The organism is Lysinibacillus sp. CD3-6 (assembly GCF_006351725.2).
Lineage (GTDB): Bacteria > Bacillota > Bacilli > Bacillales_A > Planococcaceae > Lysinibacillus.
Genome location: NZ_CP085880.1, coordinates 2,377,247 through 2,401,420, shown reverse-complemented (window position 1 = coordinate 2,401,420; position 24,174 = coordinate 2,377,247). Strand labels below are relative to the sequence as shown.

At 34.6% G+C, this 24,174-nt stretch carries 19 protein-coding genes, 1 pseudogene and 1 other annotated feature; of the genes and pseudogenes, 16 read left to right on the top strand and 4 right to left on the bottom strand.

The window, feature by feature from the left end:
* The first annotated feature begins 164 nt into the window (after positions 1-164).
* Positions 165-1,964, top strand: coding sequence for a S9 family peptidase (locus FH508_RS11610; RefSeq protein WP_172771478.1), 1,800 nt, complete (start codon positions 165-167; stop codon positions 1,962-1,964).
* 147 nt (positions 1,965-2,111) lie between these two features.
* On the opposite strand, the gene FH508_RS11605 is transcribed toward FH508_RS11610, so the two are convergent.
* Positions 2,112-2,387, bottom strand: coding sequence for a YqhV family protein (locus tag FH508_RS11605; RefSeq protein WP_172771477.1), 276 nt, complete (start codon positions 2,385-2,387; stop codon positions 2,112-2,114).
* Between the two features lie 354 nt (positions 2,388-2,741).
* Positions 2,742-2,994: a binding site (T-box leader), on the top strand.
* Positions 2,995-3,076: 82 nt separating this feature from the next.
* Here FH508_RS11605 and FH508_RS11600 point away from each other — a divergent pair.
* Positions 3,077-4,441 (top strand): amino acid permease, encoded by a 1,365-nt coding sequence (locus FH508_RS11600; RefSeq protein ID WP_172771476.1) that lies wholly within the window; start codon positions 3,077-3,079, stop codon positions 4,439-4,441.
* Positions 4,442-5,014: 573 nt separating this feature from the next.
* On the opposite strand, the gene FH508_RS11595 is transcribed toward FH508_RS11600, so the two are convergent.
* Positions 5,015-5,890, bottom strand: a complete 876-nt coding sequence (locus FH508_RS11595) for a LysR family transcriptional regulator (RefSeq protein ID WP_172771475.1) — start codon at positions 5,888-5,890, stop codon at positions 5,015-5,017.
* 423 nt (positions 5,891-6,313) lie between these two features.
* On the opposite strand from FH508_RS11595, the gene FH508_RS11590 reads away from it, so the two are divergent.
* The 4 genes from FH508_RS11590 (at position 6,314) to FH508_RS11575 (ending at position 11,903) form a co-directional block, all read left to right on the top strand.
* Positions 6,314-7,534, top strand: a complete 1,221-nt coding sequence (locus FH508_RS11590) for an amidohydrolase (protein ID WP_172771474.1) — start codon at positions 6,314-6,316, stop codon at positions 7,532-7,534.
* Positions 7,535-8,001: 467 nt separating this feature from the next.
* Positions 8,002-9,249, top strand: coding sequence for an amidohydrolase (locus FH508_RS11585; protein WP_172771473.1), 1,248 nt, complete (start codon positions 8,002-8,004; stop codon positions 9,247-9,249).
* Positions 9,246-10,469, top strand: a complete 1,224-nt coding sequence (locus tag FH508_RS11580) for an amidohydrolase (protein WP_172771472.1) — start codon at positions 9,246-9,248, stop codon at positions 10,467-10,469. The genes FH508_RS11585 and FH508_RS11580 overlap by 4 nt, the downstream gene beginning before the upstream one ends.
* A gap of 240 nt (positions 10,470-10,709) precedes the next feature.
* Entirely contained in the window at positions 10,710-11,903 is a 1,194-nt protein-coding gene (locus tag FH508_RS11575) for an MFS transporter (protein WP_172771471.1), read from the top strand.
* A gap of 305 nt (positions 11,904-12,208) precedes the next feature.
* Here the strand turns inward: FH508_RS11575 and FH508_RS11570 are convergent, their stop codons facing one another.
* Both FH508_RS11570 and FH508_RS11565 read right to left on the bottom strand, forming a co-directional pair.
* Positions 12,209-12,829, bottom strand: coding sequence for a class I SAM-dependent methyltransferase (locus tag FH508_RS11570; RefSeq protein WP_172771470.1), 621 nt, complete (start codon positions 12,827-12,829; stop codon positions 12,209-12,211).
* A gap of 81 nt (positions 12,830-12,910) precedes the next feature.
* Positions 12,911-13,123 (bottom strand): annotated as a pseudogene (locus FH508_RS11565) (disulfide bond formation protein B); the annotation flags it as partial.
* A 1,850-nt stretch (positions 13,124-14,973) separates the two neighbouring features.
* Here FH508_RS11565 and accD point away from each other — a divergent pair.
* From accD to FH508_RS11515, 10 genes are all read left to right on the top strand, one after another.
* The gene (gene accD / locus FH508_RS11560; RefSeq protein WP_172771469.1) at positions 14,974-15,822 is read left to right on the top strand and encodes an acetyl-CoA carboxylase, carboxyltransferase subunit beta; all 849 of its coding nucleotides are present in this window, start codon (positions 14,974-14,976) and stop codon (positions 15,820-15,822) included.
* Entirely contained in the window at positions 15,815-15,961 is a 147-nt protein-coding gene (locus tag FH508_RS11555) for a hypothetical protein (protein WP_172770964.1), read from the top strand. Before accD ends, FH508_RS11555 begins: the two co-directional genes overlap by 8 nt.
* A gap of 242 nt (positions 15,962-16,203) precedes the next feature.
* Positions 16,204-16,653, top strand: coding sequence for a hypothetical protein (locus FH508_RS11550; protein WP_172771468.1), 450 nt, complete (start codon positions 16,204-16,206; stop codon positions 16,651-16,653).
* A 976-nt stretch (positions 16,654-17,629) separates the two neighbouring features.
* Positions 17,630-17,956, top strand: coding sequence for an ArsR/SmtB family transcription factor (locus FH508_RS11545; RefSeq protein WP_172771466.1), 327 nt, complete (start codon positions 17,630-17,632; stop codon positions 17,954-17,956).
* The gene (gene arsB, locus FH508_RS11540) at positions 17,949-19,007 is read left to right on the top strand and encodes an ACR3 family arsenite efflux transporter (protein WP_172771465.1); all 1,059 of its coding nucleotides are present in this window, start codon (positions 17,949-17,951) and stop codon (positions 19,005-19,007) included. Before FH508_RS11545 ends, arsB begins: the two co-directional genes overlap by 8 nt.
* Positions 19,008-19,019: 12 nt before the next feature.
* Complete coding sequence (arsC, locus tag FH508_RS11535; RefSeq protein WP_172771464.1) at positions 19,020-19,433, top strand: arsenate reductase (thioredoxin); 414 nt, start codon at positions 19,020-19,022, stop codon at positions 19,431-19,433.
* 46 nt (positions 19,434-19,479) lie between these two features.
* Positions 19,480-19,698, top strand: a complete 219-nt coding sequence (locus FH508_RS11530) for a hypothetical protein (RefSeq protein ID WP_172771463.1) — start codon at positions 19,480-19,482, stop codon at positions 19,696-19,698.
* Positions 19,699-19,807: 109 nt separating this feature from the next.
* Positions 19,808-21,163: an NAD(P)-binding domain-containing protein gene (locus FH508_RS11525; protein ID WP_172771462.1), complete on the top strand. Its 1,356-nt coding sequence runs from the start codon at positions 19,808-19,810 to the stop codon at positions 21,161-21,163.
* Between the two features lie 196 nt (positions 21,164-21,359).
* Positions 21,360-22,010, top strand: coding sequence for a TnsA endonuclease N-terminal domain-containing protein (locus FH508_RS11520; protein WP_172771461.1), 651 nt, complete (start codon positions 21,360-21,362; stop codon positions 22,008-22,010).
* Positions 21,986-24,169: a hypothetical protein gene (locus tag FH508_RS11515; RefSeq protein ID WP_172771460.1), complete on the top strand. Its 2,184-nt coding sequence runs from the start codon at positions 21,986-21,988 to the stop codon at positions 24,167-24,169. The genes FH508_RS11520 and FH508_RS11515 overlap by 25 nt, the downstream gene beginning before the upstream one ends.
* Positions 24,170-24,174 lie beyond the last annotated feature (5 nt).

The window sequence follows — 24,174 nt, the reverse complement described above, 5'->3', positions numbered from 1 at the left end:
AAGTCCATCTTTTATGTTCATAACTTAAAAGTTACATACATATATGAAGATGTAGAAGTCATTCTTATATCTTATTATCACGTATTATACATTGAAGAGTAATAATGGTATTTTATAAATAGATAGACTTTTCACTCAATTTAAAAAAGTAGGAGGTTTTCATTATGATATCTTTTTCTAAACCAGATGTAGAACAGTTTTTAAGAACATTTTCGATTGGAGATTTTGCGGTTAGTCCAGATGAAGAACAACTAGTTTTCAGTACAAATTTAAGTGGAAAGTATAATTTATGGGGCATGAATTTACCAAATACGTTCCCGACACCGCTTACTTTTATAGACCAAAGCTGCCAGGGCCTTCTCTATGATAAACAAGGACGGTTTATCATTGCTGGTTTTGATCAAAATGGAAACGAAAATACGCAATTTTATGGAATTCCACTTCAAGGTGGAACAATGAAAAAGATTATTTATGAAGAAGGTACCCGTAATTCCATGCCAATTTTATCCGAAGATGGGAATAAGCTTTATTATACATCTTCGAAAGGAAATCCTTTGTATTTAAATGCATATGTTTATGACTTGGTAACAGGTGAGGAAGAAACGGTTCTTATTGGTGAAGATGCGCCCACTTATTTAATCGATTTTAGCCCGAATGAAAAGGTAGCCCTCTACTATAAACATTTCTCGAATACGTATACATTACTATACGCTAAACGAGGAGAGGAACATATTCTCCTGACACCACCAACAAATCAGCAACATACGGTTAGTGACGCAGTGTTTGTATCCGATGAGCTCATCTATTTATTAACGAACTATGATGCTGATTTTACGTATTTGGCTTCATATAATTTAGAGACAAACGAATTTGTAAAATTGAAAGATTTTGAGAATGAAAGCTTTACTAGGTTGAAATATAACAAAGAAAATCAGTACTTGTATGTAATCAGTGAAAAAGGTGTAGAAGATCATTTATACATGTATGATTTACGACTGAATAATTGGGAAGAACTAACTTCACCATGCAGTGTCATAGAAAAACTTATCGTTACAAAATCAGGTAGTTTGTATTTGTTAGGACGAAGTGCTACGACGCCACATAATATTTATCAATTTAAGGAAAATAGATGGACAGCTTTAACGGAATACACAGTGCCAGGTGTAAGTCCAAGTGAATTAGTTGAGCCAGATGTGATTACTTATTCTTCCTTTGACGGACTTGAAATAGAGGCCTTATTTTTCAAAGCTAAAAAGGAAAATGATAATGGAGAAATCATCTTTTGGCCACATGGTGGTCCGCAAGCTGCCGAGCGTAAATTTTTTAGAGCTTCCTTCCAATTCTTTTTAAAAAATGGGTATAGTATCTTTGCTCCGAATTTCCGTGGGTCAACAGGCTATGGATTGGCTTTCACGAAAATGGTAGAAGGAGATTGGGGACACGGTCCACGCCTTGATAATGTAGCAGGTCTCGATTGGCTCATAAATAATGATTATGCGGAAAAGGGCAATATCTTATTGATGGGCGGAAGTTATGGAGGGTACATGGCCTTATTGCTTCACGGTAGACATGCTGAATATTTCAAAGCCGTAGTAGATATTTTTGGTCCATCTGATTTGTTTTCATTTATCAACTCGGTTCCTGAGGACTGGAAGCCAATTATGGACAGATGGGTAGGAAACCCTGAACGAGACAAGCAGAAGCTTATTGAATACTCACCATTTACGTATCTAGAAACGATGGTGAAACCAATGCTAGTTATCCAAGGAGCGAATGACCCACGAGTTGTGAAAGAGGAGTCTGATCAAATCGTGCAAGCTTTAAAAGATAAAGGTCGTGAAATCGAGTACATGCTTCTTGAAGACGAAGGACATGGGTTCTCTAAAAAAGAAAATGAAATTGCTGTTTATCAAAAAATCCTTTCATTTTTAAATCAATTCGTTGAATCTAAAGTAAAAGCATAATTAACAGGAAAGAGATTCAAATATTCTTTCTTAAAATATAAAAAAGACTAGGTTCTACTATTGTAGAACCTAGTCTCGTTTACCTAATTTAGGAAACGCCCGATATGTACGAGTATTGAGCAGTCGTCGTTGCATTTTTCATTAGCATTACTTAATATGTGAGCTAAGAATAATAAGTGTAATACCCGTAAATAGGCAAACGATTCTCATCACAGGAATTTTATCTGCTAGTCCAAACAAAGCAATTGCAGTCGTCACAATTAAAACTGTTGGACCAACCAATGCCAGCATTGTATTAATATAAAATGCTTTTTCTAAACTATTTAACTTGAGCATTAAAAATCCAGCACTTACCTCAATACTTCCAGACAATACGCGTAAAATAACCATAGCAAGAAGAGATTTTTCAATAATTGTCATCATCCTACCTTTATAGAAAATTTTCGCTTCTATTAAAATTTCATTATTAGAATAATTATGAACTTCTGCTTTAATGAAATACTAAAATTAATATATGTATCGTTCGTATTAAATATACTTGTTATATTTTCATTAATAGTGTTACGTTTAAAAGTGATTTTCTAGTTAAAAGAATAAAGGATGAAATATTTCAAAACGTGACATTATTGTAAAAGTTCCTTGTGCTTCTGGGAGTAGTATTTTTATAGTAAAATGTCATATGTAATTTTAGCCGATTATGAGGAAATTTTAAAAAATATATTGACAAAATAATTTTTTTCTGTAAAATGAAAAACAATTCAAAAATATTTGTATAGAACAAAGGCTATGAAAAGAAATAGTATCAATTATTTTTACGAACAGAAAGTTACCGGTTGATGAGAGGTGCATGTAAAACGATTGAGAATTCATCTTGGAGCTGTGTACCGAAAAGATCATTCTAAGTAGGCTACACCGGTAAGCATCCGTAATCATGTGCGAGAGTATCGTCTAAATGACCGTACTTCTTAAGGTAAGTAATGTGAATTACTTATAAATTAAAGGTGGTAACACGAGTTGAATCGTCCTTTTGGTTAATCCAAAAGGGCGTTTTTTTTTATTCCTTTTTTTAAGCAAAGTATTTGAAAATCTAAACGTATTAGGAGTATGACATTATGAAAGACAATCATCAAGAAGATTCACAGCTTAAGCGCGGATTAAGTACGCGTCATATGCAGCTTATTGCACTTGGCGGATCCATTGGAGTCGGTTTATTTTATGGCTCAAGTTCAACAATTCAAATGGCAGGGCCATCTATTTTACTAGCTTATTTAATTGGTGGATTAGTTATTTTCACAATTATGCGGGCATTAGGTGAAATGGCAGTAGAAGAACCTGTATCAGGTTCGTTCAGTACGTACGCGAATAAATATTTAGGACACTTTGCTGGGTTCTTATCTGGTTGGACGTATTGGTTCATGTGGATTGTCGTGGGCATGGCAGAATTAACAGTAGTCGGTGTATACATTAACTATTGGTTCCCTGATATTCCACAATGGTTAACTGCCCTTGTAGTACTTATCATTATGACACTTGTAAACTTAGCAAATGTAAAAGCTTATGGCGAATTCGAATTCTGGTTTGCGATGATTAAAGTTGTTGCGATTATCGGTATGATCGTGCTAGGATTAGCCATTATTTTCTTCGGTGTTGGCAACCAAGGGGAAGCAATTGGTTTCGATAACTTATGGGCACACGGTGGCTTCATGCCAAACGGTTTCCATGGTATTTTAATGTCACTCGTATTAGTTATGTTCTCATTCGGTGGGGTTGAATTAGTAGGTATTTCTGCAGGAGAAGCAAAAAATCCTAGCAAGTCAATTCCTTCAGCTATTAACAACATCATTTGGCGTATTTTAATTTTCTACATAGGGGCATTAGGCGTTATGATGGTGATTTACCCTTGGAACGAAGTTGGTTCAGAAGGTAGCCCGTTCGTTCAAATTTTCGATTATGTCGGCATCCCAGCTGCGGCTCACATTATCAACTTTGTTGTAATTACAGCAGCAATGTCTGCATTTAATAGTGGTTTATACGGTTCAGGGCGTATGCTACACAATTTATCGGTCCAAAAAAATGGTCCAAAATATTTTAAAACAGTAAGCAAAAACGGTAGTCCGCATAGAGGGATTTTATTTTCTTCGGCGATGTTATTAATTGCGGTTGTCTTAAACTATGTTGTACCTGAAAAAGTGTTCATCTATATTTCTGCTGTTGCGACAGTTGCAGTCATAACAAGCTGGATGATTATTTTATTAGCACAATTAAAATTTAGAAAGTCAAAAACGAAAGAAGAAGTAGCTGAACTGAAATTCAAAATTCCGCTTTATCCACTTTCAACGTATATTGCCATAGCATTCTTATTAATGGTTATTGTGTTAATGGCGTTTATTCCAGATATGCGTGTTGCGCTATATGTCGCACCAGTTTGGTTTTTAATCTTATTTATTGGTTACAAAGCAAAAAATGTTAAAAAGTAATTCATACTTTGCAAAATAAGTGACCGATATTAGCTATGAGCGTTATCGAGATGGGCAACAGTAGGTTGTTTTCAATCTCGATAGCGCTCATAGCATTATAATCAATAATATAATCATCCCATTATCCAAAAGGATAGTTATCATTCATACGAAAATTATTAGGAACTGAAGCAAGAATCACTATAGGTAATCGACGTCCAAGCCCTCCTCCTCGCCGAATAATTTTAGTTTACATAATATAAATATCTTGGACACAGCTTTCCTCATAATTTATCGTTTAAAAGGGGATAATTCGTTTAAATAATGCTATTTATTGTTTAATGAAGATTTGTTCAATATTTTTATAAATTATTCAAACGAGTGACAAACTTAGCTGGTTGTTACAGAATCACAACTATTCTAGTTTCTTTCATTTAATGACAAAATTTAAACGCTTTTCAGGTGGATTGTTTTTTTATTCAAGCGATCCACTCCTTAGGCTCTTTAATCTTGGCATTTGCTGTATATCAATTTAATAAGTACTGATATTTGTTAAATTTAGAATGGAATTTGGTGTATTTGAAGACTAAATCTTTATACATTTTGAAACATCTCTATAAAGTTTTGAGCAGCCTTGGACAAGCTATGATCTTTTAGCCATATTAATCCGACTGATCCAGTCAACTCTGTTGTGCTTGTTATCCGATAAGCATTTATTGGATATCCTTGAAAGCGATGAAGTAAGGTTTCTGGAATAATAGATGCTGCAAAATCTGCTGTAACTAAATCCATCAAAAGACTGATATCAGAACATTCTCCAACAATATTAGGATGGAGTTTAAATCGAGAAAAAGCTTCTAGTATTAAGTAATGCACACCTAGACCCTCTGTACTGGGAATTAGGAGTGGGTAATGTTGAATTTCATCCAGTGTTACTTCCTGATCAAATGATGTCTGCTTTCTAGATGTGATGAAATAAAAAGGTTCGTTACAGAGATGGAGTACAGAAAAATCATCCAAATTTAATGGCATGCGGATAATTGCTAATTCCACAATTCGATCTCTGATTAATTGACAAAGAATAGAAGATTCATTTTGTTGAATTTTATAAGTAATCTTTGGAAATTGTTTTTGATATTGCTCAAGAATATGCGACATTCCATTAACAGAAAAGGTATTTACCCCAATTGTTAATCTTCCATTTATGCCTTTCCCGACTTCCATTACCTCAGTTTTGGTTTCCTCCATCAATTGAGTTATTTCTAAAGCATTTTTGTATAGAGCATTTCCCGCCTCTGTCACTACTAAATATTTCCCACTTCGCTCAACTAATTTTGAACCGAGTTCCGTCTCCATTGCTTTCAATTGCTGGCTTAATGGTGGTTGGGATATATGAAGTCTTTTAGCAGCAGCAGAAATCTTCTTTTCTTCTACAATTGCAATAAAATAGCGTAGTTGCCTAATATCCATCATTAACATCCTTTCCATTAGGTATATGAAAAACATTAGTAAAACAAATATTATTAATATTTTTCATATATGTAACCTCATGATAACATGTTTTTTAAGGGGAATCTGGCTATTTAAATCTGAAAGGGATTTTTTAAAGTTTCCTTGTTGTTATGATTACCGCAAGTAACTTGACTCTAAAATACGGGGAAAGTTCACCTGTACAATCAAATAAAAGGAGGAAACTAATTTGGAACTTCGGTTATTTTCCGCGACTGCAGAAGGAGACATAGAAACCATTATTGAGTTATAGGGAAGCTGGAGCAATTACAACATTAACTAATCGTCTTATAGTTGGATGAAGATAGTATTATGGTGTATCAGCGCTGGGGTGAGTTAAATTCTTAGGATATGCTTAATGATTGATAGAAGGGATTGGATGATATGAGTTCTACTTATTGGTTAACAAATACACGTTTGGAGACAAGCTTCCAAATCGAAGATGGCGTGGTAACTGCTACACATACGGATAGTTTCCATTTGCTAATTAAAGACGGAAAGATAGAAAAAATATTATCTTCTATTGAGGAGATAAACGATGATTTGCCAAGGGAAAATGCGCAACATCTACTGGCACTTCCTTCTTTTATTGAAAAACACTGCCACTTGGATAAAACATTGCTTGGTGATCGATGGCGTTCTGTAACACCCGTGCGTAATATCTTTGAACGTCTTGAAATTGAAAAAGAGGTTCTTCCTACGCTGAAAACGACCACACAGGAACGTGCAGAAAGGTTACTTGGAATATATGTGAAATCTGGTATTACGCATGTACGTACACATGTAGATATATATCCAGAAGTCGGATTAAAAAATTTAGAAGAAGTTCAAAAAGCATTGCACTCTTATAAGGGGAAATTAACGCATGAAATTGTTGCCTTTCCTCAACATGGCTTATTACGTACAGATTCAAGAGAGTTAGTAAGAAAAGCATTACAAAATGGAGCGACACATGTAGGCGGTGTTGATCCAGCTACTGTGGATGGAGATATTAATGCCTCATTAAAAGCAATGGTTGAATTAGCTGTAGAAGGAAAAGCAGGAATCGACTTGCATTTGCATGATCCGAATCATTTAGGGATTTTTACAATAAAGAAACTAGCTCAGTTAACAATAGAAGCTGGTTTGCAAGGAAAAGTATCGATTAGTCATGCTTTTGGGCTTGGAGATATCCCTTTATCTCAAGCTGAAGAGATGGCTATATTACTTGCTGATGCGGGAATTACTATTATTTCTAGTGTGCCAATTAATCGGAAATTTCCTCCGATGGGCCTATTACGACAAAATGGCGTGTCTGTTGCAGTTGGATGCGATAATATTTTTGATGTTTGGTCACCGTTTGGTAATGGAGATATTTTAGAAAATGTTGGACGTTTAGCTGAAATTTCTGGTTGGGTGGATGAACGTTCATTGGCACAAGCACTAAGCTATATTACTGACGGTAAGACGCCTCTTAATTATGAAGGTGAGCAAGTTTGGCCAAAAGTTGGCGATGAGGCAAATATTGTGTTGGTCGACGCTTCTTGTTCTGCTGAAGCAGTTGCACGGAGAGCCAAGCGAGTAGCTACAATGTTCAGAGGGCAATTAGTTTCAAGTTCTCTCTAATAAACTCTATAAATAATAACTTGAATCATTCTGTCAGTATGTAAGACATTCTAAATTTAAATATCGATGGACTAGAATGCTCACAGAATAGTTGCTAGGATTTTAGATTTTTTCAATCATTATTCTGTGAGCTTATTTATCGGAATTTTACAAACATTAAATAAATCTAATATGGTGAAGTAGTAACTAGGTATTGTTTTTAAACAATTAAGAGTTGAAGAAGGCATATCATGTCTGACATTCAAAGAAGTCCATTGGGAAATGTACCACTAATAATCTCATGATGTTGCCGTTGAGGCAGAAGGGCTTAATTCATGACATTCAAAATGCATATACCTTTGCTGTCGTCATAGCAATTATTGGTCTGATTTGTTCTCTATTTATTAAGCGAGTGCAAGTCACTTAAGTTTTAAAAGCTCTTAAGTTTATTCTATGAAACAAAGAAATATATATAAGGAGAGATTGGTTTGGCATTATTATTAAAGAATGTGCGGTTGGAAACAGGGTATTTGTATGATCAATCGTTTGTCACAGCTACCGAAACGAAAATAGTTGATATTTTGATTGAAAATGGCAAGTTTGTTGAAATATCTACAACAATTGAAGCAAATGATGCAGTAGTAGTCGATGCTAAAGAGCAACTACTCGTTCCATCGTTCAAAGAAATGCATACACATATTGATAAAACATACTTCGGTGGCGAGTGGAAAGCACCATCTCCAGCTACAGAAGGGATTTTTACTCGTTTTAAAGAAGAAGCGACTATATTGCCTAAACAACTGGATGTAGCTGCAGAGAGAGCTCATGCTATGGTAAAGCATTATATAAAAAATGGACATACACATATTCGTACACATGTAAATGTTGACCCGTATATTGAGACGAAGCATATGGAAATAGTAAAGCATGTGTTAGAAAGTTACCAAGATCAAGTAACATATGAAATCGTCGCATTCCCACAGCATGGTATATTACGGAATGGTCCAGAGTTTTTAACAATCCTTGAAAAAGCATTACAAATGGGCGCTACTCATATCGGGGGGGTTGACCCCGCTTTAGTAGATCGTAATAGCAGGGAAGTTTTAAAAACAACTTTTCAATTAGCCGAAAAATATGATGTTGCAATTGACATTCATTTACATGAACAAAACACATTAGGGGCATTAGAAATCCAACATATTCTAAATGAAATCCAACAAAGATCATTCAAAATGGAAGTAACCCTTAGTCACGCATATGCATTAGCGGACTTGCCACAACAAACATTAGACAATTTGCTAGATCAAAATGCTGCAAATAATGTTAGCGTAACAACAACGGTTCCAATAGGTGTGGGTCCGATTACAATTCCTGTGAAATATATGTATGATCGGGGCGTAAAAGTTTCTTTTGGGCACGATAGCCTGATTGATCACTGGTCCCCATTTGGAAGTGGCGATACGATCCATAAATTAAATCAGTTTGTACAACGTTTTAGCTACATCGATGAGTGGCATATTGGCCAATCCTTGAAATATGCGACAGGAGGATTAACACCATTAAATGAAGATGGTGAACAACAGTGGCCAAAAGTTGGGGATGTAGCCAATGCGTTACTCGTTGATGCAGTTAGCTCTGCGCATCTAATTGCTAGACAGTGTCCGCTTTCGACAGTAATTTCAAAAGGGAACATAATTCATGAAGAAGAGATAGAGCTAAAGGGGGAATTTCGTTGAGTACTTGGCTACGAAACGTTCGATTAGAAATTGGTGAAACAACGTATGGAGATGGTAGCATTCAAACAAAAACCGATTTGTTTCATATTCAAGTTGCTCAAGAAGGAGTAATTCAGACGATTATTCCCGCAACTGAAAATGTCTTGGACGCAGATGCAGTTGATATGGAAGGGAAATTAGCTCTTCCTGCATTCAAAGACATGCATAATCATTTGGATAAGACCTACCTTTCATTAGGATGGAAAGCTTGTCGTCCTGTGAAAAGTTTATCCGAGAGATTGGCTCTTGAAGCAGCTGAATTAGAGGAACTTGTTGAAACTGCGGAACAGAGGGCATCTGCCATGATTGAACTGCATTTGAGTAATGGTGTGAATCATATTCGTACACATGTCAATATTGATCCATACATTAAATTAAGAAATTTAGAAGCCGTTAAAAAAGCACTAAAAGCTTATGATCAATATGTAACATATGAAATTGTCGCGTTTCCACAACAAGGCTTACTTGAGCATGAAGAAATGCCTGCCTTATTAAGACAAGCATTGGAATCTGGTGCAACAATCTTAGGGGGACTTGACCCGTCAGGCATCGATAAAGACATCGAAAAATCACTGCAAGTCACAATGGATATAGCTAGAGAGTACAATGTGGATGTCGACATGCATCTGCATGATCAAGGACAAGTAGGTTTCTATACTATGGATAAATGGCTGGATATGGTGAAAGAACAAGATTATAAGGGAGCCACTGCTTTTAGCCATGCATTTGGTTTAAGTAAATTGGCACCTCCTATGCAAAAGCAATTTGCCAAAAAATTAAGCGAGTATAATGCGGGAATAATGTCTACTATTCCTATTTCTATAAACTCTCAACTCATTCCAATTGATATTATGATAGCGCAAGGCGTTAAAGTTGCCTTGGGCTGTGATGGTTTTTTTGATTCTTGGAGTCCATATGTGCCAGGTGATATTTTAGAAAAAGTGTATAATTTTTGCGAATACACTGGGAAATCAAGCGAGCGCTCGTTACGTGAAAGTTTAAGTTTAATTACACAAGGCGTAACACCACTGAATGGTGAAGGTGAACAAGTGTGGCCTCTGGTTGGGGATGAGGCCAGTTTTGTATTTATAGATGCCAGCTGCAGTGCAGAAGCGGTTGCAAGGCTACCGAAAAAAAGACAGTTGATGCATAAAGGTAGGTTATACAAATCAAAACATTAGAAGGGTTCGACGAAAATCATCTAATGAAGAAGTGGAATAAAAATAACCTCTGACTCCATTGATAAGGTGATTGTTTTTATGTCTGCTCACTTTACGAATTCTCACTAACAATTAACGCTCTATAAAAATATTTTTAGTTCGAAAGAATCTTCTGATAAGGCAATAATTGCATCAGAGTGATTAACTTAATGTAAGATTAATTTTTTTATTAAATGTTTTATGAAAGAAAGGAAAGTACTAATGTCTAAAGAAACGAAAAAATGGAATTCAATTCTATTAATATTTTCTATTTTTTCAATCGCCATAAATATGCGTCCAGCAATTACATCTATTGGCCCAATGCTGGAAACCATTCGTGAGCAATTATCGTTATCAAATGCACAAGTGAGCCTGTTAACAGCAGTACCAGTCATTTGTATGGGAATTTTCGCCACATTGGCTCCGTTATTGAATCGGAAATTTGGGTTGCTAAGAACTATGGCTGTAATGATAACTCTAATCGGTGTAATGACCGCTTTACGTGGCTTTATTTCAGGATTTATAGTGCTTGTAGTTACAGCATTTATTATCGGAATCGCAATCGCAGTAGTGGGACCGCTTCTTTCAGCAATGATCAAACAGTATTTTCCTGACAAAGCTGCGTCAGTCATCGGAATTTATTCTTTCGGGATGGGAGTAGGATCGGCAGCGAGTGCGGGTTTGACAGCAGTATTCTTTGACACTACTGGGTCTTACTTTTTTGCTTTAAGCATCTGGTCCATACTTGCGCTAATTGGTCTTGTCGCATGGTTCTTAGCGATGAAAGGACAGATGGAAGGTCCGCAAATCAATTCTGTTAAAGCGAAAAGTCAGCGAAACAAGGTGAATTCTCCGTGGAAATCACGGAAGGCATGGTTGTTTTTGCTATTCTTCGGATTGCAATCCTCCGCATTCTTTTCAATCATTACATGGCTTGCACCGATTGCAACGTCTTCAGGGTTGACTTTACTACAGGCTGGGACACTTCTGAGTATAATGACGACAGTTCAGATATTTTTTAACATCCTTCTACCGCTGCTAATGGAGCGTTTTCCTGCACGGAAGTTTTGGCTATTGCTGATCCTAATAGCTGGGATGTTAGCAGTCGTAATGTTCTGGACAGGGGTTCATTCACTTATGTGGGTTGGCGCATTCATCATGGGAATTCCCCTTGGTGGTTTATTCCCAATTGCACTGCTTTTACCTCTTGATGAGACAGAGACTGCAGAAGAGGCAAGTTCATGGACAGCGATGATGCAGACAGGAGGTTTCATCATTGGTGGTTTATTGCCACTTCTAATTGCACTTGTCTTTGACTGGACGGCGAATCATCAGTATACGCTTGCGATTATTATGTTGCTGTATGTTATGATGTTTGTCTTGACGTTTTTGATTGGCAATAAAAAATATCGTTAGAATTAACAGGTTTATTGAATGAAATCATTATGATTCATACTGTTTTAGTCAAAATATAAAATGAAAGTTCATAGTATTCAATTAAAAAAGAGTAGCAGAAGCTACTCTTTTTTCGGTTCTATAATCACGCTCGATCTTAATAAGCATTACTATGTATTCGTATCTTATAAGTATATTAACTTATTAGTAGGTCTCGTTTAATACTAGAATGTGTTCTTTCTAAGAAAAAACCTTCAATAAGTTCAGTTTTAAATATAGGCATAGCACTCTTCAGCTATGCCTATTTCTGAGTAAGCCTTTTAAGGTTAATTAACTTTAATTACTTCAATATATCTATACATTCCCCTTAACATAACTTGGTCATCCTTTAAAATGTTAAGCCTGTGTTTATTCTTACTAAACAATACCTCAAAACTTCGACCAATGTCTGTTCCTAATATGCTTATAAAAGGCCTTAACAGTTTTTTTGTTAGTGTTAATTTTTGATTTTTAGCAGCAAATTTATCAAAGATCAGAATTCTTCCATCCTTCTTTAAAACTCTTATCATCTCTCCAAAGCATTTATTTTCATCAGGAACGACAGAGAGAATTAAACTCGCTACAATATAGTCAAATGATTCATCTTCAAAAGTCATATTTTGAGCATCCATTTCTAAAAATTCAATTGAAGAGTGCTCGAATTTACGTTTAGCTTTAGCTAGCATGTCAGGAGAATAATCAATAGCTGTAATATCAAAATCACCATAGTTAATTAATTCTAAATCAGCTCCAGTACCAATCCCTACATATAAGATTTTTTGGTTACTTTGAAAAGGGGCTTTTTGAAAAATTCTTTTCCTAGTCTTTAAAAAAATACCTGTATTAAAAAATTTATCGTAGAAAGTAGAGCCCACTTTGTAAATAATCTTGTTCCACGTATTATTCAATATATCATCCACCTTTCTACAGTAATATCGAACCATTTGAATTCCTTAAATCCTGTGAAGCCTCCGAAGCTAGGAGTGACCTTACTCCACCAACCTTTTAGCTCGAGACATCACTAACATACTAATAGTAATGAGCGCAAAGGCTGTTAACGCAAGAAAGGGGATTGATACAAACCCAAACCAATTTATATATTGAATATTACAAGGGACATCACTTACACACGGTTTAAATCCACCGAAGCCAGGAATCTTCTGTTCAAGATAGTGTATTAATGATATGCAGCCACCAATAAGTATGATGAGGTTGGGAATCGTCTTGCAAAAAGCGTGAAAAATGCAGGAAAAAATGAATCTATTACCTATAAGTATAATAAAGCGAATAAATATCGTTTGTAAACAATCTGGAATACTTGTACGATCAAGATGGAAACTTACATTTACCTGCTGGACAGTAGTTTACGCACATAGTTATAGACCGAAAAAATGAGGTGAACTTTTTGATATTTTTTAGTATAGGTTTATTAGTTGTGGGGATGATATTCGCAATAATACGTAGAAGTATCTATCCATTCATTGAAATACTTATCTATGCAAGTGTTGCATTACTATATGATCTTTTTCAATTCATCTTCAGCTTATTAGGGAATAATTGGATGTATCATCTAGCTATTCCCGTTATATTAACATGGATAGCATTCTATTTAGCAAATAAAATAATAAAAAAAATAGATTGGCAGTATTAATAAATTCATTTAATAAATCCTCTCTAAATACAATTTATAAGCTTTAAAAAATCATTAAATTACAAACTATTACAATTTTATAACCAAAACTAGAGTTAGATACACGCTTAATCACTTTTAGGCTACTTAATTCCCATTTCTCAATGGGTTAAGTAGCCTGATTTTTCTTGTTTCAGCACTTCATGATGAATATAAAATAAGATTTATTAAGATTGAGGAAGAATAGTTCAAGATTTATTAAGAACTATGCAATTGAAAAGCGAGTAGAGCAAATGGTTTTTTCAGCTTGTCAAAAATCTAACTATTTCATCGTAGAATCATTAAACCTTATTCCCGTAAATTTTTCATCTTGTTCAGGAGCTTTTACTAGAAGATGAATTACTTTACATTGAGAGAACGTTTGAACAGCACTTTGGTAGACCTCAAATGAAAATAAAATATGTACAAACGACGAAAAGAATATGAAATTGAAGAGAATTTTAGAAACTGCATAAATTTTTATGCAGTTTTTTCTTTACTTTCAAATAATTATTTTGTAAGATAAAGCCAACTTCAAAAGTGGCCAGACCACTTTTGGATTCATTCATTAAGAGACGCCATCATCTGAAGATGGTGGATTTTGTTTCTTTTTAATAGGTATCCAAACACCAACTGAATGAAGATAAAGCCTTTGGATGCATTGTTTATCTGCGCGAAAGGAAAGCGACAGTAATAATTATTCCAAGGCGAATAGATTGACTAAGAAGTTGATCTTATAGATAAAAAAATCGAACAAAGAAAGTATTTTTAGATATCGTCCAACAATTACGACAACTTATTAAAATAGAAAAAATATAGGCTGGTGAAAAGTCATCTTCCGAAAGAGTCCTTTCAGACATCTAGGTGTAGGGCGTTCCTCTGAGAGAGGCATTGCGAAGTTTAGAGTAATTAGGACTTATTGAAATGAGACGTGGAGCAACGTTTCTAGCTTCTACAAAAGCATCAGCTCGTAGAAATATTGTCGATGTTTATATTAGAAGATGAAAAATCAAAAAGGATGTCCAATTAACGCGACAAATTTATGAAAAGGAAGCCATTCGCGTTATAAGTTGTACAGAGACTCTGCGAACACTACCAGAGTGGGGCAGCTTTTTTGTAAAGCTAGAGATAGAAAGTACGATTAATTGTCGGGATGTTTTACGAGAAATAATCATCACGTCAAGAAATCTTCTTTCACTAAAAGTCTGGTTTTAGATAGCAGTTTATGACGGTGACCGTTTAAATCGAAACTCAACAGAAGAAGAAAAATTAATCATTCAAACGAAATCAATGCAGCTTGGCTATGAAAAAGAAGCATTAAATGCTTACCAACAGTGGATGAATGCTGAACAAGGCATTTAGAAATCAAAGGGGGAGTAAAACATGGTAATACGTAACGTATTTAGTAAAAAGAAAGAGGACGGACAGGAAAAGAGATTTCCAGAAGGACTTATGACAAAATGTCCAGAATGCCGTCACATTCAGTTAACAAAGGAATTAGAAAAAAATCATAAAGTGTGTACAAAATGCGACCATCATTTCAAAATGACTGCACAGGAGCGCGTAGCATATCTCTTAGATGAAGGTTCATTTGTTTCAATGGATGATCATTTACAAACAAGTAATCCACTTAATTTCCCTGATTATGTAGAAAAAATTTCAGTGGCTAAACAACAAACGGGATTAAGCGAAGCTGTACTGACTGGGTTTGGTACTCTTGATGGAGAAGAAATTGTTGTAGCCATTATGGATTCTCATTTCCGTATGGGCTCAATGGGCTCCGTTGTAGGAGAAAAAATCACACGTGCCGTTGAAAAGGCTATTGCATTACGTGTACCGATTATTATTTTTACTGCTAGTGGTGGAGCGCGCATGCAAGAAGGTATTCTATCATTAATGCAAATGGTAAAAACGAGTGTGGCATTAAAACGTCATAGTGAAGAAGGACTATTATTTATTTCGATTATGACGCATCCTACATACGGGGGCGTTTCAGCAAGCTTTGCCTCTGTTGGAGATATTAATATTGCTGAACCACAAGCATTGATTGGCTTTGCTGGTCGCCGTGTCATTGAAGAAACATTAAGAGAAAAATTACCAAATGATTTCCAAAAGTCAGAGTTTTTACTAGAGCATGGTCAGCTTGATGCTGTTTTCCATCGGAAGGATTTACGAAATCAAGTAGTAATGCTTGTAAAAATGCATACAAAAGGCGGTGGGCAACATGTCTAAAAATTTAGCTTTTGAAGAACCAGTAATACAATTACGAGAAAAAATTGATGAATTAAAAATGATTGCTACAAAGACGTCTAACACAGCTGAGCTTTTTTGTATGAATATTGTTTATACAGCTTTTTATGCAAATATATAAACAAGGCTATTATAGTACTTTTAAATTTTATGTAGAGAGTATTATCTGAAAAAAACTTGTATATTTGACGCTTTAAAACAAACTGCATTTTTATCGTTCCCATACTTTAATTATAAAGCCTTTAATTAAAAAACGATATTCAACAAACGTGCGCGATTCTGAAATAAGGATCAGCGCTCTTTTTCATTAAAGGGCCATTTAATGGAGGAAGCGTGCTAATATTAATTGTAGGGGGTGTGGACTTGAAAAAGACTTTTATAATATTAATAGGACTACTTTTAATATGCGTTGGATTCACAGCATTTTTCAATGGTAATCAGAAGCAAGAAGACCCAAAAATACTTTCACAATTAGAGGACAAAGGAAATGCTAATGGCAAAAGAGAATTCCTTTTCAGTCTCACTAATGTTGGGGAAAACAAGGCAGAGTTGGAATTCCCCACTTGGTTAGAATACAATATGTCAATCGGTAATCTAGATAACAAAGAGATACCTTCTGGAGAAATAATAGTGGAACACATAGATTTAAATGAAAACGCCAATGAAGGTAGAATATTGGTATTAGAACCTAATGAGAAAATTGAATATAGATTATTGATAAGTAAAATCCCAAAAGGAAACTATGAAATCGCTATTGACTCGTCATCGGGGTATGGTAGCACTCATCGTCAAGAATTTACAATTGAAAAGTAGTTTTCACTAATTCAGCAATTGGACGCGTTTCTGTAACAAGGTTAAGTTTTTCACTAAAGGGCTAATTTATTTAGTAAACAACTTTTAAGCAATGGTACCAAACGACGATTTGGTTGTTTTTCCCTCAACTAACGAAGCAGTTTTGTTCAATAAGGAGTTGAATAACTCTTAGCAGGAATATATTTATAGATGGAGGTGTTCACTTGAAAAAGATATTGTTCAGGTATCGTTGTTATGGCAATGATTTTTTTATACATATATCAGTCGCCTATTATGAGTATAGTAGAAGCGATATCCAGTGTAGAACGATACTTGCAAAAACCACCAGAGGAGTGGAGTAAGTCAATTTCTTATGTTGATTTAAATGGTCCCGATAGAAAATATTAGTGCAACGCTCAATCAAAAGAGTGGGTTTTGGAATCAATTAACAAATAGAATGCAGTCGGAAGTGACAATAAAATATAATGGCATTGAGCCAACGATTGTGATGGATGCCTATACAGGGAGTTTTATTGATATATACGGACCCTTAAACTAAAGTTTTTACATTTTTAATTGTTCAACTAACGGGTCTTTAGTTCAAAAACGATCTTAAACAATAGGGCGCAAATGTTGAACAAATTAGCTGGAAAATGAGCAAAATTTTTTTAAAAAATCTCATGCACCTATTTAAAAAGAGTAACTCCATTTTGAAGTTGCTTTTTGATAAGGATTCAGGGATATTTTTTAATCAGTCTTTTTTCCATAGCTACAGTCATATCGATAAGAAGGTAAAGATAAACCAATCTTAATTCTGATGGATTTTTTAACAGAGTTAAAAAAGAAATTTTCAAATTAAGTAAATATCTGTTGCATTTCAAAACATCAAATCATAATATAAGAATATAGTTATATATGTATCAAGTCACCTTTTTTAACGAGGTGATTTTATTTAAAACGATATATAAGCAAATGATTATATAAGGAGTGTAGATAAATGGAAAACATACTAATTGAAAAACAATTAAAAGCAGCAGCTGATTTGAATCGCATTAAATTACTTGCATGCATGAAGAACGGGGAGGTATGTGTATGTGATTTTGTGGAAGTTCTAGGCATATCACAACCAGCAGTTAGTCAGCATTTACGAAAATTAAAGGAGGCAGGCATTATTACGGAGCGTAAAGTAGGGACTTGGAAACACTACCGTTTAGTAGAGGATCAAACGCCACTAATGAAAGGCATTTTAGAACAAATTCAGCCTTTAAAAGGGTGTAACTGTGTCACAGATTGTTGCCATGTAGGGGGAACTGATATTGAGTAATGAGTCTTTAACCAAACAGCTTTCTTTTCTAGATCGTTACCTAACACTTTGGATATTTGTGGCGATGGGAATAGGTGTCTTATTAAGTATCACCTTGCCCACTATTGGTGAAGCATTAGAGTCCATGTCTATTGGAACAACATCGATACCGATTGCTATAGGATTAATTGTCATGATGTACCCGCCATTAGCGAAAGTAAAGTATGAAGAGATGTGGCGAGTGTTTAAGGATTGGAAAGTGCTTTTATTATCCCTTTTTCAAAACTGGTTACTTGGACCGTTCTTAATGTTCTTTTTAGCCATCATCTTCCTACATGATTATCCTGAGTACATGGCTGGACTCATTATGATTGGTTTAGCTCGCTGTATTGCCATGGTCATTGTGTGGAATGATTTAGCACGAGGAGACCGTGAATACGTAGCTGGTTTAGTTGCTTTTAATTCAATCTTTCAAATCGTAACGTATTCAATGTTTGCTTACTTTTTCTTAAATGTATTACCTGGTTGGTTTGGTTTAGAGAATTTCAATGTATCTATTTCTATGTGGGAGATTACAAAGAGCGTTCTAATTTACTTAGGGATACCATTTGCTGCAGGGTTCTTTACACGATGGATAGGGATTAAAGCAAAAGGAAAACAGTGGTATGAAGAAAAGTTCTTACCGAAAATTTCACCACTTACTTTAATTGCACTTCTGTTTACGATTGTGATGATGTTTGCTTTAAAGGGTGAGCAATTAGTAGAACTGCCACTTGATGTAGTGCGAATTGCTATTCCATTATTTATTTACTTTGTGATTATGTTTGCTGTGTCATTCTTCTCTTCCCGTAAAGTTGGGGCATCTTATCCTGTCACAGCAGCTCTTTCTTTTACAGCGGCAAGCAACAACTTCGAGTTAGCAATTGCTGTGGCAGTGGGTGTGTTTGGCCTGCATAGTGGCGTAGCATTTGCCGCTGTTATTGGACCACTAGTGGAAGTACCAGTCCTGATTGGACTTGTATGGGTTGCCTTACGTTGGCAGAAAAAATACTTTAAAACCATTAAATTATAAGGAGTAATTACTATGACAAATACACTTTATTTCTTGTGTACAGGAAACTCTTGCCGTAGTCAAATGGCTGAAGGTTGGGCAAGAAAATTACTACCTACAAATTGGACAGTAAAAAGTGCTGGGATTGAAGCACATGGAGTAAATCCGAAGGCCATTAAAGCGATGGCGGAAATAGGAATTGATATATCAAACCATACTTCAGACTTAATTGATCTTGAGACATTAAATACTGCAACGTTGGTTGTTACGTTATGTGGGGATGCGGCTGATAAATGTCCGATGACACCTCACATTCGCCGAGAGCATTGGGGATTTGAAGATCCAGCAAAAGCGACAGGAACAGATCAAGAGAAGGGGGCTGTCTTCCAAAATGTGCGTTATGCAATTGGTAAACGCATTGAACAATTTGTAGCTGAGGAGCTGTAATACTGTCTGTTAGCAGTTATTCAATCCGATGAATGGAGGATTAAAAATGACAGTAAATAATGCTAGCGTATTAACTAAAGATTATTTTATCGCTTATTTAAAGTTAATAATGAATAGTAGAGAATACACTTTAATGGAGGCTAAAGAGTTTGCTTTTGATTTCTTCTTTAAAGGAGATATGAAACTCTACGACACCTCTACATGGTTACAATTCGAAAAAGCTTTAAAAGAACTTGATAAAACGATATGTAAAATTGATATGTAGTAAATACACTCACAAAGTTTAAATAAACGTCTAGCTAACTGCTAGACGTAAAAAATACTTTTTATATAAGGGAATGCTTATGTAAAAAATGAAAGAGGAGAAGTTAATTATGAAAACACTAAAAGTAATCAATCAAAATGGATCTTGTTGTACTCCCGCAAAGGAAATTGAGGTACAGGAGACTGTAAATAATTCTAATAAGAATTTACCGATTGTAATAATTGGCGCAGGTCCAATTGGATTAGCTGCAGCTGCTCATTTAGTGCAACAAAAGCAAGCATTTATTTTACTAGAGTCTGGGAGTGAAATAGCACATAATGTACGTACTTGGGGGCATGTTACACTATTTTCACCATGGCGATATAACATCAATAAAGCAGCTAAAGCTTTATTAGATGCCTCCGATTGGGTAGAACCTAATTTAGATATGTTACCAACGGGAAATGAATTAATTGATCTCTATTTAAAACCTTTGTCTGAGTTAGTACAAATAAAGCCTAACATTCAATTGAACGCAAAAGTAGTTGGGATATCACGAAAATTTAATGATAAGATGAAGACAAAAAATCGAGTAGAGCAATCCTTTAATATTTATGTTGAACAAGAGAATGACATCAATATCATTGAGGCGAAAGCTGTTATTGATGCCACGGGTACATGGGGAAATCCTAACCCAGCGAATACTACAGGTGTTTGGCTACAAAATGAAAAAGCTTTAGCAAATCACATTGAGTATGGTATTCCAGATATAAATTCGAATGCTAAGAGATATGCAAATAAGAAGATTGCTGTTATTGGTGGTGGCCATTCAGCTATTAATACCTTATTGGCACTTGCAGAATTACAAGAAGAGAATCCTGCAACAAAATTAGTATGGATTATGCGTAAAAGATCTGTTGAAGAAGCATATGGTGGCGAAGAAAAAGATGCATTAGCAGCACGAGGCGCACTCGGGGTACGTATTCACGAATTAGTAGATACAGGTAAGGTTGAAGTAATAACACCTTTCTATATCTCACAGCTGAAGAAAGATGAGAGCATCCAAATTGTTGGTACTATTAACGAGGAAACAAAGATATTAACAGGATTTGAAGAGCTTATTGTCAACGCTGGAAATCGACCAGATCTTACGATTAACAGTGAACTACGCCTTTCCATTGATGCAGCAACAGAAAGTGTGGAAGCATTGGCACCTCTAATTGACCCTAATGTGCATAGTTGTGGAACAGTAAGAGCTCATGGAGAAGTAATACTAAGACAACCAGAAAAAGATTTCTATATTGTCGGTGCAAAAAGCTATGGACGCGCACCAACATTTTTAATGGCAACAGGTTATGAACAAGTCCGTTCAATAACAGCTTACTTATCAGGTGATAAAGAAGCTTCGAAACGTGTAGAATTGGAGTTACCTGAAACAGGGGTCTGCGGTATAAATCTTGCCAATCAATCAAATTCATGTTGTTAAAATATGTATATGGACAAGAAAGTCCAGACATTAAATATTTTACTTGATAACTGGTATAATAGCATTTTAAAAAAAGAAGTCCGGACATTCTTGTCTAAATTTAGAGACAAGAATGTCCGGATTTTGTATAATAAAGACAAGAATATCCATACTTATTATTTTCAGAATATTCAATTTATATAATGGGGTGATATTTTTGTATAAACCATTAATTACTTCTGCTAGTAAAAAATTTGGCAACAATAGGTGGGAATCTTTTAGTAATAAATTAAAACGAAATGTTTTTTTATTTAGCGATTTAGAATATCAGCATTGGATACAAATAGAAACGGATCCAAACATAATTGATTTTTGTGAACAGGCATTAAAAATGGAGATAATAGAAGATAATAAGAAACAATTCTCTATTATAGATATGTGGGTAAAATACAAAAATGGGGAGCAACTTTTTATTGAAATAAAATATTCAAAGGATTTAAATAAGGATTCTGTAAAGAAACAAATAAATGTACAACGACTATGGTGCAAAGCAAATCAAGCAAATCATTTAATTAAGACAGAAAATGAGATAATACTCAACCCTATTAAATTATCAAATTTAAAGCTTTTAATACGACAAATCAATAATACTCTGGGAACTAAAGAAGAAAACGTAGAAATAGTTGAGAAACATATTATTGAGCAACCAAAATCAATACAAGAAATAACACTTGAAACAAATATTGAAACTAGTGAATTGATAAATATTATATGTATTCTTCTATATAACGGATATATTATGTGTGATTTAGATACACGGCATATAGGGAAGAATACGGAGGTATGGAAGATATGCGCAGATACCTAACAGATAAAGTACCTATTAATGATTTAGATATTACAAATTGGGAAGATATTTATACAGGGGATATGACAGCGAATGAACTACAAACGTTTAAATCGCGGAAGAAGGCAATTGATCTCTTTTTCAGTACCGATATTCCCATAGATAGAATAGTAGAAATAACAGGGATTGTAAGGAGTGAAATATATCGTTTTGCTTCCCGCTGTATTATATATGATGAAGCAAACAAAATTCTAGGTTATAGAGGATTAATACATTATCAAGCTGTTATCCCATATAATCGTAAATCGACTTGCAACATAAGTCCAACTAATTATTCAGGTGCTTTCCAATTACTTTTGAAAAATTACCCTGAATTAAAAATCTTCTTAATAGAAGAGTATTTTAATAAATCTAAAGCAAAAATTAGCGCTAGAGAACGTAAAATTAGTTATAAAAATTTGCATAGGAAATTCATTAATGAGTGTAGGAAGATCGGTATTAAACCTAATGAGTATCCATTTAACACAATTAGTTTAGCCCGAAAGTCCGTCGAAAGATTTATTAAAGATGTTTCAAATAATTATATCCGTGAAGTAACTGATCTAAATGGAGGGCAATCCTCCATGATTTTAAATAATGTTAACAATTCTATTAACTCGAATACAACAATCACTAGACCATTAGAAAGAGTAGAATTTGATGGCCATAAACTTGATGTAATAACCGCAATTGTATATCAAACACCCAAAGGAGAAGAAATAATAGATATACTTAATCGTTTTTGGTTATTAACTGTTGTTGACGTCGCAACTAGGGCAATTGTAGGTTACCATTTATCTTTCAATAAAGAATATAACCAAGAAGATGTTAAGAAGTGTTTTCAATCATCAATTTTACCTTGGAAATCTAAAACCCTTACTATACCAGGTTTAAACTATTCTAAAAATGCGGGTTTTCCCTCATCAAAATTTTCTGAAGCTGAATACGGCATTTGGGATGAAATTTGTTATGATAATGCGAAATCACACCTTTCAAATGAAATAAAAAATTTATTAACAAAACAAATAGGCTGTTCCATTAATATGGGACCTGTAGCAGTTCCAGTTAATAGGCCAATTATTGAACGGCTTTTTAGAAGTATAGAAGAGAACAGTTTTCATCGGCTGCCCTCAACTACAGGTAGTAACGTATTGGATCCTAGAAGAAAAGATGCTGAAAAGAATGCTATAAAATTTTCTATTACCTCAGATGCGATAGAGGAGTTATGTGACGTAATTATAGCAAATTACAATGCAACACCACATGACGGTAATGATGGCTTTACGCCTTTAGAGGTATTTGAAAGTAGGATTAATCAAGGTATGCATATTTCTACAATCCCAGTAGAAAATAGAGCCTTAGTTAATTTATTTCCAATAACTTGTGTACGAAGAATTAAAGGAAATTTAGATCAAGGCAGGAGGCCATATATACATTATAAACATGAACGTTATACTAGCCCTGAACTTAGTAGAGATTTTTCAATGGTAAATGAAAATGTAACTATTTTTATTAATACTGAGGATCTTCGGTCAGTTGTAGTTTATAGACAAGATGGCTCAAGATATGGGGTGTTAACTTGTAGTGGCTATTGGGGAACAGTACAGCACTCCTTGAAATTAAGAGATGCAATAAACAAATTTAAGCGCGAACGTTATTTTCATTATACCGAAGATGAAGATCCTATGGATGCTTTCCAAGCTTTTTTAGAAGAAAATGCAATTAACGATAGAAAACTTAGAAATCTATTAGCTGAATTAAAATCCTATAAAAAAAGATATAAAATTGACTCAATAAATAAAGAGAAGAAAAAAGTACAGGTAAGGTTAAAAAGAGAACAACAAAATCTACACCAAGAAGTTATTGATGTCAGAAAGGAAGCTAAGGCTGAAGAAAATATATCAAAAATTAATCCTAGTAATAAGCAGAATAATGAATTCAAATCAACTCATGATTTAATCATAGAACAAAAATTAGATCAAAAAGAAAAACATTCTATTGCGGGTAATACTAGTTCAGATAAAAATGAAATCAAATTAAATATCTTTAATCCTGAAATCACAGAAACAAACTACTATGAACATTTAATAAACGTAGAAAAAAACAAAAATAAAATCAAAAGAAAATCAATCACACTGTAGGTGGT